The 17,795-nt window shown below is 54.6% G+C and carries 11 protein-coding genes and 1 pseudogene; 10 read left to right on the forward strand and 2 right to left on the reverse strand.

The features are described from left to right. The first annotated feature begins 15 nt into the window (after window positions 1-15). From ABIE48_RS12060 to ABIE48_RS12070, 3 genes and pseudogenes are all read left to right on the forward strand, one after another. Window positions 16-1,621, forward strand: a pseudogene (locus ABIE48_RS12060) (extracellular solute-binding protein). A 53-nt stretch (window positions 1,622-1,674) separates the two neighbouring features. After that, complete coding sequence (locus ABIE48_RS12065; protein WP_145023024.1) at window positions 1,675-2,403, forward strand: ThuA domain-containing protein; 729 nt, start codon at window positions 1,675-1,677, stop codon at window positions 2,401-2,403. 114 nt (window positions 2,404-2,517) lie between these two features. After that, window positions 2,518-2,631 (forward strand): sporulation protein YjcZ, encoded by a 114-nt coding sequence (locus ABIE48_RS12070; protein ID WP_084203718.1) that lies wholly within the window; start codon window positions 2,518-2,520, stop codon window positions 2,629-2,631. 160 nt (window positions 2,632-2,791) lie between these two features. On the opposite strand, the gene ABIE48_RS12075 is transcribed toward ABIE48_RS12070, so the two are convergent. After that, window positions 2,792-3,472: a helix-turn-helix domain-containing protein gene (locus ABIE48_RS12075; RefSeq protein WP_354518942.1), complete on the reverse strand. Its 681-nt coding sequence runs from the start codon at window positions 3,470-3,472 to the stop codon at window positions 2,792-2,794. Further along, complete coding sequence (locus tag ABIE48_RS12080; RefSeq protein ID WP_354520620.1) at window positions 3,402-3,575, reverse strand: AraC family ligand binding domain-containing protein; 174 nt, start codon at window positions 3,573-3,575, stop codon at window positions 3,402-3,404. Before ABIE48_RS12080 ends, ABIE48_RS12075 begins: the two co-directional genes overlap by 71 nt. Between ABIE48_RS12080 and ABIE48_RS12085 the strand changes: the two genes are divergently transcribed. From ABIE48_RS12085 to ABIE48_RS12115, 7 genes are all read left to right on the forward strand, one after another. Continuing rightward, window positions 3,507-3,662: a hypothetical protein gene (locus ABIE48_RS12085; protein WP_354520781.1), complete on the forward strand. Its 156-nt coding sequence runs from the start codon at window positions 3,507-3,509 to the stop codon at window positions 3,660-3,662. The two genes, ABIE48_RS12080 and ABIE48_RS12085, sit on opposite strands and share 69 nt — an antisense overlap. Before the next feature lie 154 nt (window positions 3,663-3,816). Continuing rightward, entirely contained in the window at window positions 3,817-4,692 is an 876-nt protein-coding gene (locus tag ABIE48_RS12090) for a sugar phosphate isomerase/epimerase family protein (RefSeq protein WP_192715302.1), read from the forward strand. A gap of 12 nt (window positions 4,693-4,704) precedes the next feature. After that, window positions 4,705-5,763 (forward strand): Gfo/Idh/MocA family protein, encoded by a 1,059-nt coding sequence (locus ABIE48_RS12095; protein ID WP_145020621.1) that lies wholly within the window; start codon window positions 4,705-4,707, stop codon window positions 5,761-5,763. A 277-nt stretch (window positions 5,764-6,040) separates the two neighbouring features. Further along, complete coding sequence (locus ABIE48_RS12100) at window positions 6,041-12,277, forward strand: S-layer homology domain-containing protein (protein ID WP_192714444.1); 6,237 nt, start codon at window positions 6,041-6,043, stop codon at window positions 12,275-12,277. Between the two features lie 273 nt (window positions 12,278-12,550). Then, window positions 12,551-14,272: a TerB N-terminal domain-containing protein gene (locus ABIE48_RS12105; RefSeq protein WP_192714443.1), complete on the forward strand. Its 1,722-nt coding sequence runs from the start codon at window positions 12,551-12,553 to the stop codon at window positions 14,270-14,272. 5 nt (window positions 14,273-14,277) lie between these two features. After that, entirely contained in the window at window positions 14,278-15,597 is a 1,320-nt protein-coding gene (locus ABIE48_RS12110) for an ATP-binding protein (protein WP_192714442.1), read from the forward strand. Then, window positions 15,594-17,795 carry a DEAD/DEAH box helicase gene (locus ABIE48_RS12115; protein WP_192714441.1) on the forward strand — a complete coding sequence of 734 codons (2,202 nt, stop codon included), beginning with the start codon at window positions 15,594-15,596 and terminating at the stop codon, window positions 17,793-17,795. The genes ABIE48_RS12110 and ABIE48_RS12115 overlap by 4 nt, the downstream gene beginning before the upstream one ends.

Consider the following 17,795-nt stretch of genomic DNA (forward strand, 5'->3'; position numbering starts at 1 on the left):
AGGGGGATTTCTGGAATGGGCAAAAAAAGAGCCGGTAAACTGTTGGTTACATTGGGGCTGGTGTCCACGCTGCTGGTCGGTATGACGGCGTGCAGCGGCGGCGACTCCGGCGGCAAAACGGCCGAAAGCAGCGACAGCTTCAATCAAACAGGCCTTCCCATCGTGAAGGAGCCGATTACGCTGAACGTGCTGACCGTCCGGTGGGGAAATATGGGCGACACATTCACGAAGAACACCTGGCTGCAAAATTTGGAAAAAGAAACGAATATCAAGATCAACTGGCAGGTCATGTCTTCCAACGATTGGGGCGAGCAGAAATCGATCATGCTGGCCAGCGGCACACTGCCTGATATTGTCTTTGGGGACATCGCTTTCTCCGACTCGGATATCGTGAATAATCTCAGCCTCTTCCAGCCGCTGGACGATTATATTGACAAGTACATGCCGAATTTAAAAGCGGCCATGGAGGAATCGCCGGAGCTGAAGAAGCTCAGCACTTTCCCGGACGGAAAAATATACTCCCTGCCCGCAAGGCTGCCGTCCCGTCCGGTGACGCAGAATCAGCCGGTCATCAACAAAGCCTGGCTGGACCGCCTTGGGCTTCAGGTTCCCGAGACGATTGATGAGCTGCATCAAGTGCTGAAGGCTTTTAAAGAAAACGATCCGAACGGAAACGGTAAAAAGGACGAAATTCCGTACAGCGGATCCGGCGACATCAGCATGGACCTGCTCAATCCATTCGGCATTACGGACCTGAATGGTACCGGCATGATGATCAAAGACGGCAAACCGGTGTATTATCCGACGTCCGAAGAATACAAGGAAGCGATCAAGTGGGCGCATCAGCTGTTCTCGGAAGGACTGATCGACCAGGAGCTGTTTACCCAGGACAACACAATGCTGACAGCCAAGCAGCAAAATCCGGACGTTTCGCTGGTCGGCTTTCACCCATCAGTGGACGCCGGATGCGGTGTTCGGCAAATGGAAGGACGAATATGTCACCATTCCGACGATATCCGGACCGGACGGTAAGCGTTATCAAGTCGGCGATCCGAACGGGCTCAGCTACCGGCGTAACGAGCTGCTGATCACCACGACATGCAAATATCCGGAAGCGGCAGCGCGCTGGGCAGACCAGTTCTATACGAACGAAGCCAGCATCCAAAACTTTTGGGGCGCCATCGACACCGTCATTAAGAAGAACGACGACGGCACCTATGCCCTGATGAATCCGCCGGCAGGGACCAGTGCGGATGCGTGGTATTGGGAGTCCTCCGTCCGTGATTTTGGCCCGAAATACGTGAGCCCGAGCTTTGAGAAAAATATTATCCTTGACCCGAGCAACGGGGACGGCCTCAAGCTGACCATCGACAAGCTGGGCAAGGATTACGTTACGACCCCGTTCCCGAATGTCATGTACACCGCTGAGGAATTTCAGGAGCTGCCAACGCTCACGACCGATATCGATACGTATGTGCGGACGACCCGCGCACAGTGGATTACAAAAGGCGGTATCGACGAGCAGTGGGACGCTTACATTAAAAAGCTGAATGAGATGGGTCTGGAACGGCTGGTGACGATCCGGACGGATGCCTATGAGCGTTACAACAGCGTAAAATAGCGCGCCGGACGAATCCAGACCTTCGGCATCGGCTTTTCAAAGGAGTGCTGAACATTATGAAAGTTACGGTCTGGAATGAGTTTCGTCATGAGCAGCGGCATGCCGCCGTCCGCGAGATTTATCCGGATGGCATCCATGGCACGATCGCCGGATTTCTAGAGAAGGCCGGATTGACGGTTGCAACGGCGACGCTGGATGAACCGGAGCACGGATTGACCGATGAGGTGCTTGCCCAGACGGATGCGCTTGTCTGGTGGGGCCATCTTGCCCATCATGAAGTCGAGGATTCGGTCGTGGACAAAGTGTACCGCCGGGTCATGGACGGGATGGGACTCATCGTGCTTCACTCCGGCCATGCCTCCAAAATATTCGGCCGGCTGCTCGGAACGCCGACCGGGCAGCTGAAATGGCGCGAGGCGGACGACAAGGAACGGATCTGGGTCATTAACCCGGCTCATCCCATTGCCGCCGGGCTCGGCGAGTACATCGAGCTGCCGAAAGAGGAGATGTACGGGGAGCATTTTAACATCCCGGCGCCCGATGAGCTGGTGTTCGTGTCCTGGTTTGAGGGCGGTGAGGTATTCCGCAGCGGAGCCGTGTTCTACCGGGGACGGGGCAAAATTTTCTACTTCCGTCCGGGTCATGAAACCTATCCAACTTATCATAACGAGGAAATTCAGCGGGTCATCACAAACGCCGTGCAGTGGGCTGTCCCCAGCGGGGCGGCGGCCCCGGTCTACGGCAACCGGGCGCCGCTGGAGCCTATCCAGGTTAAGGGATAAAGTGCCCTGCATTACAACAGCACATATTGGCGGGAACCTTCCTCTTAGCCCTCTCCTCTCCCAGGATCGAATCATAGAATGTGATGTATTCCGATACGAAGGAGGGACTCGCACATGAGTGAAGTAGCTGGTGCTGGATACGGCGGCGGAATGTGGGGGAACAGCGTAGCTGCCATTCTCGTTCTGTTTATTCTCCTGGTCATTATCACCAAGGCATTTATCTATTAATCTCTCAAAGGGCTTAGCTATCAGCTAGGCCCTTTGCATTTGTACGGCAGCTGAAAATGGAAGCCCGATGTTTACATAATCTTCATTACGTAAATCTGCAAACGGATCGCACCTGCTTTCTTTGGACCAAATGGAGTTTTGGCACCGGGGCCAATCCTATTCAGCTTTTTCTTTCCCTGGTTGGTGTCGTCCCCATGTACTTTTTATAGAGCTTAGTAAAATAATTCGGATTATCAAGCCCTACACGCGAAGCGATTTCCGTCACGGACTCGTTGGTTTCGGTCAGGAGCCGCCGGGCTTCCTTTACTCGGCAGATGTTAACGTATTCAACAAAAGTGCGGCCCGTCAGCCGCTTGAACAGCTTGCAGAAATAGTACGGATTCAGGCTGACCTGCCTGGCCGCCTGCTCAACGGTCATTTTATCCGAAAAGTTCGATTCGATATGCCGGATCAGCTGTTTAAACCTCTCCCGATTGGGAAAATAAGCGTTATGTGCCTCTGCTTCGAGCATGCTCGGATTATTCTCCCTGGCCAACAGCGTCAAGAAGAGATGCAGTCTGGATTTCACGGTCAGCTGGTAAGCCGGAGGCTTGGAGCTGAGTTCCCGGATGATCTCCTCCAAGTGGGCCAAATAACCGGGATGCCCTTCTTCAATACAGCTAATTTTTACAGGGAACCGAAGCCTGCCTTCCAGATAGGGGGCGACGTATTGAATATGTATAGGATCATGCAGCCAGTCATTAAACAGGGAAGCATTGACGACAATGCAGTCATAATGGACGTCGCCTTCGGCGAGGGAGTAGCCTACGTGAGAGGCTCCCGCCGGGAATGATGAGGACATCCCCTTCAGCTGCAGCATACGGGCGGCTGTCGATATGGAACACGGCGCTGCCGCGCTTCATGACAAGCAGCTCAAAATGCTCATGCCAGTGCAGGTACAGAATACAGTGGCCGGCGCGGGCGGCAAGGCAGCGGTTTTGAAAAAGCTGAAACGGATAAGCGGTATTCTCCAGCGCGGTATCTTCCCATAGGTCCCTGGGATAGGTCATTTCCACACCCCCTCAAAATCAGACTAGTATTCCACAAGATCGGTTAGAGAAAACGGCGGTTCTCCCCGCTATAATGGTGATGTTACGAATACTATATGTCAATATAGGAGTGATCACAATATTGGATACCAACATCATGCGTATCGGAACGCTGGTCGGCGGCTCTGACGCGGTTCGGGTGATCCCGCAGATCGTCAAGCACGGCTTTGAATCGTTTAATCTGACCTTTTGGCAAACCTCGGGGGGCACCGATCTGAAGGAGCTTGCTGCGCGAGTGAGAGAGCTGGCGGATGAGCATAATTTTGTTATTTCGGCCATCAGTGTGTTCGGCAATCCTTTAACAGGAGAAGGCAACAATGAGGATACGCGGACGACGTGGGAGCGGCTGATCGATCATGCCCATTTGTTCGGCACTGAAATTGTATCCGGTTTCACAGGCCGTTTGACAGGACGTCCCATTGACGAATCCATCCCGAAATTTGCTGAGGTATTTGGAGAGTTGGCGCGGCGGGCGGCAGGTCAAGGCGTCAAACTGGCGTTTGAAAACTGCGACATGGACGGCACCTGGAAAACCGGGGACTGGAATATCGCCCATGGTCCGGCTGCGTGGGAAATGATGTTCAATGCCGTGCCGGCGGACAATCTCGGACTGGAATGGGAGCCGTGCCATCAAATGGTCAGCCTGATCGATCCGATCCCGCAGCTTCGCAAATGGGCCCCGAAAGTGTTCCATGTGCATGGAAAAGACGCCACGATCGCATGGGATGTCGTCAGAGAGCACGGCGTTCACGGCAATCAGCCGTTCGTCTGGCACCGGACGCCGGGATTCGGCGACAGCAACTGGGCGGACATCATCACCATTTTGCGGCAGAACGGATATCGGGGAACGATCGACATCGAGGGCTGGCATGACCCGGTTTACAGGGGCGAACTGGAGATGACAGGCCAGGTTCACGCATTGAATTATTTAAAACGGTGCCGGGGCGGGGATTTCATCCCGAATCCGGTGTAGGAGGACAAGCGGATGACTGCGAAGTACAAAGTCGTCGTCGCAGGCTGCGGCGGCATGGCGAATACCTGGGTCGATTACGCAGCCGGGCGGGAAGACACCGAGATCGTCGGATTGGTGGATATTAAAAAGGAAGCGGCGCTGGCGATGGCTGAGCGCAAGTCGCTGAACTGCCCGGTATTTACAGATGTCAAGGAAGCGATTCAGGCCTCGGGAGCCAATCTCGTTTTTGACGTGACCATTCCTTCAAGCCATCATGGTGTGAGCGCGACGGCTCTAGAACTGGGCTGCGACGTATTTGCAGAGAAGCCGCTGGCTGAAACGATGGAGGACTGTCTGGACATTGTCCGGAGATCGGCGCGGACCGGGCGCACGCATGCCGTGATGCAGAATCGTCGTTACGACCCGCGCATCCGGGCCTTCCGCAAGCTGATTGCCGAGGGAACGATCGGACGGACGGGATTTATCGGGGCAGACTTCTTTATCGGCGCCCATTTCGGCGGCTTCCGCGAAGCGATGGCCAGCCCGCTGCTTCTGGATATGGCAATCCATACATTTGATCAGGCCCGCCTCATTACGGGAGCCAATCCGGTCTCGGTATACTGTCACGAGTTTAATCCTCAGGGATCCTGGTATGAGGGGAATGCCATGGCCATCTGTATCTTTGAGATGTCCGACGGCACGGTGTTCAACTACCGCGGCTCCTGGTGCGCCGAGGGGATGCCGACATCCTGGGAAGCATCCTGGCGCGTCACCGGAGAAAAGGGGACGGCCGTTTGGGACGGGCACGGCGAACCTTATGCCGAAGTCGTAGCCGAAGGGGATCAGGACGGCAAGTTTATCCGCGAATATACGCGCGTGTCAGGCGTGCCTGATTCCATGCGCAACACCTTTCATCACGGCTGCCTGGACGAAATGTTCGCGGCGCTTGAAGCGGGGCGCAAGCCGGAAACGGACTGCAGCGACAACATATACAGTATGGCCATGGTGCTGGCTGCGCTGGAAAGCGCCAAGACGGGCAGCAAAGTGCTGATCCGGGAAGTGATGGAGGCGGGCCCTGCGGTGCAGGCATAACCCGTTGAATCCAACTTATCAAGGCGGATGAATGTTTCTCATCCATTTCGTTTGCTGGTGCATGACATGACAAGGACTGCAGGCTTTTGCTGCAGTCCTTTTTTGCTGCGTCAAGCGTAAGAAATACGCCTTCATCGCTTTACCGGACTGAAAATTTAATGAGGTTAACGATCCCTTTACATTCCAATGACATGGCGTAAATAAAAACTCACTACACTGAAGTATGGATACATCAGGATGCAGACAACATTTCATGAGTGAAGGAGAGACTTACCCATTGAAGAGGACTAGTAAGCTGCAGCGCAGCGTGTCCGCCGTGATGCTTGGCAGTATGCTGATCAGCGCAGCGGCACCCGTCAGCTACGCAGACGGCCTGAACGATCAAACGGCGTCTGTCGTTACGGCGGAGCCGGTGAACGATCCCACCGCCCCCGCAGCAGACAACAGCACGAACACGAAGACCCCGCAGGAGGGTCAGCAGACGCAAAATACGCTGAAGATCGATCATCAGGCACCTGCTGGAGTTTCGGCCGATCAGGATTTCACGGTGAGCGCAGCCATCACAGGAACAGCCGCGACTGGTTGGTCAGGTGTCGTGAAGTATGCGGTGGACGGGAACACCGAAGCATCTGTACCGTTGGTACAGGTCGAAGGCAAGCAGGATACATACAATGCAATCATTCCAGCAGAGGCGCTAAAGGGCACGATTCTGAATTATTCGATAACGCTGCTGGACGAGCAGTCCAAGGTGCTGCAGACAATCGCTTATAGCGCGCCTATTAAGGGCAGCGAAACAGAACCCGGCACCGGGCAGGATACGGTGGCGAACAATTCCGCAGCCGGGTTCCCGCTGCTGATTACCGAAATGGTTCCGAATACTACGGACCTGCCGGGAAGTTCAACAGACGCCTACGAATATGTCGAAGTCTATAACAATACGGATCAGGACATCAATTTCAAGGACTATTCTTTCTTTTACAATAATAAGGACAACTGGTCGCCGGTCAATGGCGGGGATATGATCATTCCCGCGCACAGTCCGGCAGTTTTCTGGATTATGAACGACAGCAACAAAGCCGAGACGCAGGAAGCGTTTAACAAAAATTACGGGACGAGCCTGGTGGAGGGTCAGAACCTGTTCCGGATCAACGGCGGCGGTGGCATGGCTAATGGCAGCGCAAGAACGCTGTCCATTAAGGACAGCACTGGCAGCATCATCGTGTCGGCTGCTTATGAACCCGAGCATGTCAAGGTAAATCAGGGCATTCTGTTTCAGCATCCGGCGGCAGGCAGCGTACAGATGGCGGTGATGCCGGCTTCCGGACAAACTCCGGCGACACCGGGAACGGTTGACTCCACGCAGCTTGTTCCCATTGAAGTGCCGGAAGGAAGCGAGACGGTTATTACCCATACCCCGCCAACTACCGTTGAAGTACAGGACCTCGAGATTCAGGCGCATGTCGAGAATCCGGGCAAGAACAGCGACGGCACTCCGGCTCCTGTGCAGCTGCTCTACAAAACGCCTGGCCAAACGAGATATACGGTAATCCCGATGGCAGACGCTCAAGGCACGGGCGACTATAAGGCGACCATTCCGGCCTCGGCGCTGGTTGAGCCCCAAATCGATTACCGCATCGCAGCCAGCCAAACGGAGAAAGCATACTCCGTCAAGGTGAACCTGCCCGAGTTTGATCCGGCTAAGACACCTCCGCTGCTGGTCACGGAGCTTGTCCCGAATACTACGAACGTGTCCGGTACGTCGACAGACGCATATGAAGCGATTGAAGTGTACAACAATACGGACCAGCCGGTATCTTTTAAAAACTATAAGCTGTATTACCACTACCCGGATAAAGGGGCGGCCGGTGATGTCGTATGGCCGTCGACGAAGGAGGACTTTGTCATCCCATCTAAGGGAACGGTCGTTTTCTGGATCAAAAACAGCGCCAACCAGTCAAACACGGCGGAACAATTCAACGATTTCTACAAAACGAATCTGGTAGAAAACCAAAACCTGTTTATGATTCAGAGCGACGGGATGTCCAATTCCGGGCGCCGCGCGATTGTCATTAAAACGAATACAGGCAAGGAAATTTCGGCGGCTTATTATGACGCGGATACCTTGTACGAGAACGGCACCAAAGGCGACGAAACCAAGGAAAATATGGGGCTGCATTATGCTTACCCTCAGAACGGCAGCACGACGATGATCAAGGCAAGCACCGGGACACAAGCGGCATCCCCGGGGACAATTGCAGTTTCTCAAGTTCCAAGCGAGCCGGTTCATCAGGAAGAGGACAGCAATCCTCCGACGATCGAGGATGTAACGAAGGTTAAGGAAATCGAACAGTCGAAGAGCCTCGAGCTGATCGCCGATGCGCAGGACGACAAGGAAGTCCGGTCCGTTCAGGTATACGTGCGCTCCGACAAGCAGAGCGGTTATACATTGCATAATCTGTCCGAGGACTTCAACGATACGATGTACCACTACAAGCTGTCCTCTGCCGAATTGATCGGCCGAAAATACATCGAATATTATTTTGCTGCGTCGGACGGCGTAAACGAAACGAAAACCGATCCGGTCAAAGTAGACGTTACGGGTGGACCGGATTCTTCTCCGCTGCGGCTGAACGTGAAGGACCAACAGATCATTAAGGGGACAAGCACCATTAAAGGCACGGCCGAATCCCTAGGATCGGACAAACTGCAGTTGAGCATTGACGGCAAACCGGTTGCGGATGGAAACACGTTCACCCAGCTTGAGCATGACGCTTACTTTGTTTTCGATGCGGTCAATGTCGACTACTACTTCAAAAATGCAGTGACGATGGGACCGGCAGAGCTCGGAGACAAATCGATCCTGTATACGTTCCTGGACCCGATCACTACGTATACGACGCTTTCTTTTCCGATCAGCGCAGATCGTCTCAAGGCAGACGAGGACAATATCATTTATGTTCGCGCCGGTTCCAAAACGGGCCCGTTTGACGACCGTCCGGAAGAGAACAAGGACGATTTTGAGATCAAGAACGTAAGGCTCGTGCTGGCGGACGGAACCGAAATCTGGGATCCGGCCTATGGCGTTAAGGATCAAGTGATCAAAATGGGGGATTCCGCCGGAAAAAACGAGTCCGTTGGGTTCAAGTTTAACCTGACTGCCGACCAGCTGAAGTCCAAGGCTTACGCTTGGAACACGCTCGAAGCAACAGACGGCCCGCACGAAATCAAAGTGACGGACGGAACGGATGAATATAAGTCTACCGTTATCGTGGATAATACACCTCCGGAGATCAAACCATCGATCGAAAACGGCAAAGAATACCGCGGTGCGTTTACGCTGGATGCCGAAATCGAGGACGCTTATGCGGGTGTGGACAAGGTTGATGTGAAGCTGGACGATCAGAGCATCAAGCTTCCGTATCAAACTTCGTCCGGATCGCTGAAAGGCGGAGAACATTCGCTGACCATACATGCCGTGGATAAGGCGGGCAATGAAAGCACGAAGACCGTGAAATTCACGGTTCCTAACGAGAACCCGCTGGCTCCGGAGCTGATCAGCCCGCAGCAAGGGCAGACGAACGTGGGAAGCAGCACCAATCTGACCGTCAAGGTGCAGGACCCGAGCCAGGACCCGATGAATGTGCTCTTTTACAAGGGGTATAAATACGACGGCAGCCGGACTGAGGACTTTACAGGGTACTTGAACGCTTCGGTGACCGAGCCTCCGAAGGAAATGGCTCCTACAGGCGAAACGCAAATGAATCAGGGAGATTACGCCAAAATCAGTGCGGAAGACGGCAAATATTTGGTGAACGAGTCGGTAGACAAGTTCCCTTACCAGAGATTCGAAGTGAAGCTTGACCCATCCGTGAAAGCGACGGACCGTGTGGATATTCACTGGAAAGGGAAGTCGCTCGAAGGCCGCAAGGTCAGCTTGTATGCCTGGAGCCCAGCGCAAAGCAAATGGATCCAGCTTGATCATGTGATCGCCGGAACCGAAGACTTTGAGCTGAACGCAACCGTGAAGGCGGGAGATTATGCTTCCGGCCGAGCGATCGACGTCATGGTGCAGGACGAAATCGCCGCGGCGGCGGAAGCGGCCGCAGGCACCAAGCCTTCGCCGGAGCAGGAAGATCCTTACGACTTCTCGTTCGTCTGGATGTCCGACACTCAGTACTATTCGCAGAGCTATCCAAAAATTTATCAGGATATCGTCAACTGGATCGCTGCCCAGAAGGAAAAAATGAATATTCAATACGTCATTCACACGGGCGACGTCGTCGACAAGTCCTATGAGGAGTATCAGTGGGTCGAAGCCGACAAGGACATGAAGGTGCTGGAGAATGCCGGCATTCCCTACGGCGTACTGGCCGGTAACCACGACGTGGGCCATCAGGACAACGATTATACGAAATTCAAAGAGTATTTTGGGGAAGACCGGTTCAAGAACAACTCGACGTTTGCCGGCTCCTATGATAACAACCGCGGTCATTACGACCTGGTTTCTTCGAACGGAAACGACTTTATCATCGTCTACATGGGTTGGGGTCTCGGGGACGACGAAATCGAATGGATGAACGAAGTGGTGTCCAAGTATCCGGAACGCAAAGCGATCCTGTGCCTGCATGAGTACATGCTCGTATCGAATAACCGCGCACCGATTGCGGACCAAATTTTCGAAAAAGTCGTGAAGCCGAACAAGAACGTCATCGCTGCGCTGTCCGGCCATTATCACGACGCGGAGCTGAAGGTGGATGAGCTTGATGACAACGGCGACGGCGTGCCAGACCGTAACGTCTATCAGATGCTCGCGGATTACCAGGGAGCGCCTGAGGGCGGGCTGGGTTACATCCGTCTTATGCAGTTCGATATGAAGAACAACAAGCTTCACATCAAAACGTATTCGCCATATTTGAACGATTATAACTACTATGATCCGCAGGAAAATCCGGGCAAGGACGAGTTTGACCTGGACCTGGATCTCCAGCCGAAAACCAAGCAGGTTGCGACGGATTACATCAGCGTAAAAGTGTACACCGATAGCGAAATCGGAAGCAGCCGCGATGTGGCCAGCGGGTCCCAGGCATCTGTCTCATGGAACGGGCTGCCTGCGGACAGCTACCAGCAGTGGTACGTAAAAGCGGAAGACGCGCACAGCGGCAGCACACTCTCCGATATTTGGGGCTTCTATACCGGGAAGAACAATTCCGGCAACCCTGGCGGCGGTAACGGAGGAAACAACGGAGGCGGCAGTGGAAGCAACGGAGGCGGAAATGGCGGCGGAATAACGCCGTCACAACCGGGTAACGGAAACGCCACTTCCCCTGAAACACCTTCTAATCCGGGAACGGGCGGGAATAAGGGAACCGTGGTGCTAAAGCCGGGCACGAACGGAAGCTATCAAGCCGATGGGAAGGCATTGGACCAAGCAATGACCGAAAGTACGAATGGCAAAATCGTCATCACGCTTGACGGAGCAAACGGACAAGGACAACAGGCAGCTTCCTTGTCGCTGCCTGCAGCCAGCGTGGCCAAAGCCAAACAAAACGGTCTGTCGCTGATCGTTGCCGGACCTGACATGACGGTTACGGTGCCTGCGGCATCGTGGCCGGGCTCGCTGACCGATGCACAGCAGCTGGTACTGCGTATGGATGCGACGATGAACAGTACAGCCAGCCAGGCTGTACGAGATGCCATTGGATCCCGATCCGACTATAGTCTTGCCGGACCGGTGTACACACTTAAGCTGGTCAAGGTCAATGGTCAGGCGGAATCCGAGATCCAGAATCTGAGCGGCCCCGTTACGGTTGAGGGTAAGCTCACCCCTGAGCAGCTGCAAAACCTGGATACCGATTACGCTGGGGTTTATGAGCTGGGCAGCGGCCAGCCTAAATATCTTGGCGGGCATTTCAGCGGTGGAACGGTCAGCTTTATGGCAGATCACCTTGCTCCGTTCGCTGTGCTTGAGTATCATAAACAATTTGCGGATGTGAACGGCTCCTGGGCGGACGAATACATCGGCAAGCTTGCGGCCAAACATCTGGTCAACGGAATCGACGAGAACCGATTCGGGCCTAAGCTGAACGTCAGCCGTGCGGATTTCCTCACACTGGCGATGCGAATGATGGGCACCACTTCGCAAGCTTCGGGAAGTTCGGCCTTTGCGGATGTCCCGGCGGACAGCTATTACGCCGGCGCGGTGACTGAGGCTGCAAAACTCGGACTCATCCAAGGAAACGGCGGCAAATTCAGACCTCAGGATCCAATCAGCCGCGAGGAAGCTGCGTCCATTGTGGTGAAGCTGGCCAAAGCGGTGAACTGGAGCGGCGAATCGGCTGCATCCAGCAGCTTTGCCGACATGCAAAACGTATCCGGATGGGCGAAGCAGGCAGTTACGGAAGCCGGTCAAATCGGTCTGATGAACGGCAAAGGCGGCGGCAAGTTCGATCCGCAGGGTCAAGTCACCCGCGCAGAAACAGCGAAAATGATGTACACGCTCATCGCTCAAAAATAGCCTGTCTAAAAAGAGGGGGAAAGCGGCGGTTAAGCCTTCCTGCCTGCCACAAGCCGGCGCCAGAAATTTTGGCGCCGGCTTGTGTGCGTTTCGATTCCGGCCTTGAAACCGGCGAACGTGCGTTCTATAATCAACACATACAATGAAATTGAAATTCCATAAAGTTTCGGGGCTGCCATGATATAATATTTTTAATTCATGATGTTAGTCTTGCTAATCTAGATAGACTGGTTCGGATTTAGTTTGGAAATCACCGGTTAGGGATGGATATACGTGAACAATAACGAAAGAGGACCCATTGAATTTACGGAAATCGACCTGGGCGGAGATGCCAGTGAAGGCATGCGCATTCCCGCCCGGAACCCCGCGGCTGTCACTCCGTCGAAATCCATAACGTTTAGTATGGAGAGCCGGGAGCAGGCCTTTGCTGAGGAAGCGCTTGGAAGAGCGGATGAAGCTGGCGAGCCGGCCCCATTTGTTCCTTTTATGAGCTATTGGGCGACTTATCAGCAGATGACCGAGGCTCAGCGGAAATGGTATTTTTACTGGAGGAGCGAAGTGCGGCAGGGTCGTTATCATCATACGGATCTGTCCTATGTCTTCATATACGTTTATGAGCTGATTCATCAAGTCGGCTGGACCGATCCCGGGGAAGGATACAGGCTGCTGGATGAGATTTGGACGGCTTACCGGGACAAGTTCCCTAGGCTGGATCATTATTTAAAGGAATGGACCGCTGATTTCGTGCTTATTCACGAGCTTGATATTCCGTTAATTCACATTACGCAAAAGGCGGGAAGTTTGCTGTCCCATGAGCTGATGGATTTGGAGCTCGTTCGTTTGTTCCAAGACAAACCGCTGCAGATTCCGATGGGATTGCTGCTTATTTTAAGCGATTATGATGTTCAGGACAGCAGGTTTTATGTGGAAGCGGGACAAGAGGATTTAGATTATCATATTCCGCGGATCATATCGCTGGCTGCCGGTTATTTGCGCGAAAAGGAAAACGATCAATGGAAGGAACTGTTTGCACCGGATATTCCGCCAAAAACGACTGATAGGTATTTGTTCCACAGAGCGGTGTACGATGCCCGTTTGTATGGGCGTTTACTTCCGGTGACCACCATTCCGATCCGCAACCATGCTCCGCTGCGGAGCTGGGTGACGCAAATTATCCGGTACACGGAAAACAAGCTGCGGGAACACCGCGGATTTAAGGGGCGTTTAAGAGGTGTAGATATCGCCCCCTCGATCGAGCGTCTTGTGGAGCTTTATCTGAAGCGGGAGCTGACCGCTCGGCAGGGGGACAGACCGGCCATTGTGATCGATTCGGACAAGCTCGCTTCACTGCAAAAGGACACCGAATATGTCCGGAGCATGCTCACCGTTGAAGAACCGGGCATTACAGAGGAGAAAGACGAGGAAACGGTTGCCCCTGCAAATAAGTCGAGCGCCGTCCATTCGGATGCGTCTGGTGAAGGTTCGACCAGCGATCCGGTCGCTGCTCTTCATTCTGAAGAGTCTAGGGAACCTGCAAGCGTTCCGGCGACGGATCCCCGGTTGGAGTTGGGATCTGGCCAAGTATTGGATACAGATGTAAGCTCCGATCAGGAACCTGCCCCCGTAACGGAAACGGATCACATTCCGGAACTCCTGGCAGACGATCATCATGCAGCAAATACAGATTCGAGGCCCTCAGAATCCGTCGAAGCGACGAATGCCGACCCGGGAGTTTGGGACACCTCCGGGCTGGATGAGGAATGGGCCCGCTTTGCGGAAATGCTGGCACCATACCAGCTGGAGGCGCTGCGTGTTTTGACAGGATCAACTCCGAATGCAGACTTAAACCAAGTGGCTGACCGTCACGGGACGATGCCCGGTTTGATCATCGATGAGATTAATGACTTGGCCATGGAGACGATCGGCGACCTGGTCATTGACGGGGACCGAATCGCCCAGGAATATATGGATTGCTTTGAGAACTTGAAAGGATGAAACGAATGAATGAAGTGAAGATACCCAAAAGGCTGACCACTGCGCTCGTGAATTCATTGACGGCAGGCGTCGTGCCCCGCGTAGGGTTGGAGCATGTCGCCGTGGGACGCCGGGCCGAAGTGGATGCCATTTTAAGGGATATGGACAACATCGCCGAAGGAGGAGCGGGCTTCAAATTTATTACCGGCCGTTACGGCAGCGGAAAAAGCTTTCTGCTCCAGACCTTCCGCAATTATGCCATGGACCGCGACTTTGTCGTGGCGGATGCTGATTTGTCTCCGGAACGGCGGCTGGTTGGAACGAAAGGCCAGGGATTGGCCACGTACCGCGAGCTGTTGACCCATTTATCTACCCGCACGCGGCCGGACGGGGGAGCTTTGGAAGCGATCCTCCAGAAGTGGATTGCCGGCCTGCAGCAGTCCGCGATGCAGGAGAAGGGACTCCGTCCGAATGACGCTGGACTCCATGAAGAGGTGGAGCAGCGGATTTTCACGGTGACTTCGCAGATGCAGAGCCTGGTGCACGGGTTTGATTTCGCCAAGGTACTGTCCGTCTACTGGAACGGTTATAAGCTGGGGGACGACGACCGTAAGCAGGCGGCACTGCGCTGGCTTCGCGGTGAAATCCCGACGAAGACGGAAGCGCGGCGCGAGCTGGAGGTGGGCGTGATCATCGATGACGACAACTGGTACGATTACATGAAGCTGTGGGCGGAGTTTACGGCAAAAATCGGATATAAAGGACTGCTGCTCTTCATCGACGAAGCGGTCAATTTGTACAAAATTACGAACAGCGTTTCCCGGCAGAGCAACTATGAGAAGCTGCTGACGATGTTCAATGATACAATGCAGGGGAAAGCCGAGCATCTCGGCATCTTTATCGGGGGAACGCCCCAGTTTGTGGAAGATGAGCGCAGGGGACTCTTCAGCTACGAAGCGCTGCGCTCCCGCCTGATCGAAGGCCGGTATGCGGGAAGCGGCTTCGCCAATTACTCCGGACCGATCATTAAGCTGGAGATGCTGTCGAGTGAAGAAATTTTCATCCTGCTGGAAAAGCTGACGCGGATTCATGCCATGCATTATGGATATGAGCCTGGTGTAGGCAGCGGCGAAATTATTGCGTTTATGGAAAATGCGGCCGGCCGGCTCGGAGCGGATCAGCTGCTGACCCCGCGCGAAGTGATCCGCGATTATATGGATCTGCTTCATACCCTGCATCAGAATCCGGGAATTACCTTTGAGCAGCTGGTCGGGGAGCGCAGCGTGAAGCCGGCGGATGCCGATCCGGACGAAGTCAGCGACTTTTTGGCGGAGTTCGAGCTATGAGCGGTAACCCGTTTTACAAGCTGGCCCCTTTCATTCAGGAGTATATTTACAAAAAAAGGTGGGAGACGCTTCGTCCGGCACAGGTCGAAGCGCTCAACATCTGCTTCGATACGCGCAATCATCTGCTGATCGCGGCGGGTACGGCTTCCGGCAAGACGGAGGCCGCCTTCTTTCCGGCCATGTCCGAACTGCACGAGCGGCCGGCGAAATCTGTGGGGATTTTGTACATTGGACCGCTCAAGGCGCTCATTAACGACCAGTTTGAACGGATGAAGGACCTGCTGATCGAATCGCGGATTCCGGTATGGCACTGGCACGGCGACGTATCTCAGGCGGAGAAAACAAAGCTGATGCGAAATCCTTCGGGCATTCTGCAAATAACTCCCGAGTCGCTGGAAGGGCTGCTGATGAACCGGCCGAATGCGATCCCTGCGCTATTTCAGGACCTCAGATACATTATTATTGATGAGGTCCATGCGTTTATGGGGGCAGACCGGGGGATTCAAGTGCTGAGCCAGATCACCAGGTTAGAGCGGATGGCGGGCTGCCGTCCTAGACGAGTGGGCTTGTCCGCCACTTTAAGCGACTACGATTCGGCAACCGCCTGGCTCGGTGCGGGCAGTCTCGAGCAAGTATCCGTGGTCACATCGCCGGGCGGCCGCAAGCTGCGGCTTCGGGTCGACCATTTTTCGTTTCCCGATGCGAGGGACGAGGAGCAGGCGGAGCAGCTGCAAAACGCACGCAAAGCGTACTACGAGTATATTTACGAGACGACGCACCTGAAGAAAGCGCTGATTTTTACGAACAGCCGGTCCGATGCCGAGCTGACGACGCTGGAAATGCGCAGGGTCGCGGCCAGACGCAGCCAGCCGGACGTCTTTTATGTGCATCACGGCAGCATTTCAGCCATGCTGCGGGAGGAAGCCGAAAGCGCGCTGAAGATCGGGCCGGGTCCGGCCGTGGCGGCGGCAACGCTGACGCTGGAGCTGGGCATCGATCTGGGAGAGCTGGAGCGGGTGGTACAGCTCGGCGCGCCGTACAGCGCATCCAGTTTCGTCCAGCGGCTTGGCCGTTCCGGACGCAGGGGCGATTCCGCCTCGGAAATGCTGTTTGTCGTACAGGAGGAAGAGGACGAAGAAGCACCGCTTCCGGCCAGAGTGCCCTGGACCCTGCTTCGGGCCATCGCGGTCATTGAACTCTATGTGCGCTATAAATGGGTGGAGCCTCATGATATCCGCCGGATGCCTGTCGGGACGCTGTACCACCAGACAATGAGCATGCTGAAGAGCATAGGGGAATCCGAACCCGCCGAGTTGGCGCGTGCGGTCCTTACGCTTCCTTCGTTTAAACATATGACACCTGATGAGTTCAAAGTGTTTCTCAGCTACCTGATCCAGACCGACCACATTCAATGGACCGAAGAACAGACCCTCATCATCGGGCTGACGGGGGAGAAGATCGTGAATAACTACCGTTTTTATGCGGTGTTTAAGGATGACGAGGACCACGTCGTGTATAACGGCTCCGAGGAAATCGGCTCCATCACGACGGTACCGCCGCCCGGTTATTGCTTCTCCTTGGCCGGGAAGCTGTGGAAAGTGGTGGAGGTGGACACCAAGCACAAAGCCGTGTATGTCAAGGCGGCCAAAGGCAAGGTGGACACACTGTGGCTAGGGTCGGGCGGCGACATTCACACGAAAGTGATGCGGAAAATGAGAGAAGTGCTTGCCGATTCCGCGATTTATCCGTACTTGTCGCCACAGGCGGTGAATCGCTTGGAACGAGCCCGGCGCCTGGCTAGAGAAAGCGGACTGCTCCGCGATATCGTCATTCCGGCCGGCGGCGATTCGCTCTTTGTGCTGCCGTGGGTCGGCAGCAAGCAGTTCCGCACGCTGGAACGGATGCTGAAGCACCACTTGGCGGATCGCCTCTCCCTGAGATCTATCGTGCCGATGGAGCCTTACTATATGGTCGTCGCCGGTAACAGCGATGCCGGGACGCTGATCCAGGAGATCGCGGCCGAATGTTCCCGGTGCGGCGAAGAACAGCTCCTCGCTCCGGAAGAAGCCCCGTACCTCGGCAAGTACGATGAATTTGTCGCTCCGGATCTGGTTCGCCGCGCGTTCGTCGTCGATGGGCTGGACCTCAAAGGGCTAAGAGAGGGAATATTGGGAGAGCCAGCGGAGTTTTCTTCCTAA

Origin of the sequence: Paenibacillus sp. OAE614, assembly GCF_040546645.1 — a bacterium.
GTDB classification, from domain to species: Bacteria; Bacillota; Bacilli; order Paenibacillales; family Paenibacillaceae; genus Paenibacillus_AQ; species Paenibacillus_AQ favisporus.

Bases quoted from the DNA above. Each gene is read 5' to 3' on its own strand.
- ABIE48_RS12115 (WP_192714441.1), top strand. From the start codon at position 15,594: ATGAGCGGTAACCCGTTTTACAAGCTGGCCCCTTTCATTCAGGAGTAT.
- ABIE48_RS12085 (WP_354520781.1), top strand. From the start codon at position 3,507: ATGGAACACGGCGCTGCCGCGCTTCATGACAAGCAGCTCAAAATGCTC.
- ABIE48_RS12110 (WP_192714442.1), top strand. From the start codon at position 14,278: ATGAATGAAGTGAAGATACCCAAAAGGCTGACCACTGCGCTCGTGAAT.
- ABIE48_RS12075 (WP_354518942.1), bottom strand. From the start codon at position 3,472: ATGTCCTCATCATTCCCGGCGGGAGCCTCTCACGTAGGCTACTCCCTC.
- ABIE48_RS12095 (WP_145020621.1), top strand. From the start codon at position 4,705: ATGACTGCGAAGTACAAAGTCGTCGTCGCAGGCTGCGGCGGCATGGCG.
- ABIE48_RS12070 (WP_084203718.1), top strand. From the start codon at position 2,518: ATGAGTGAAGTAGCTGGTGCTGGATACGGCGGCGGAATGTGGGGGAAC.
- ABIE48_RS12090 (WP_192715302.1), top strand. From the start codon at position 3,817: ATGCGTATCGGAACGCTGGTCGGCGGCTCTGACGCGGTTCGGGTGATC.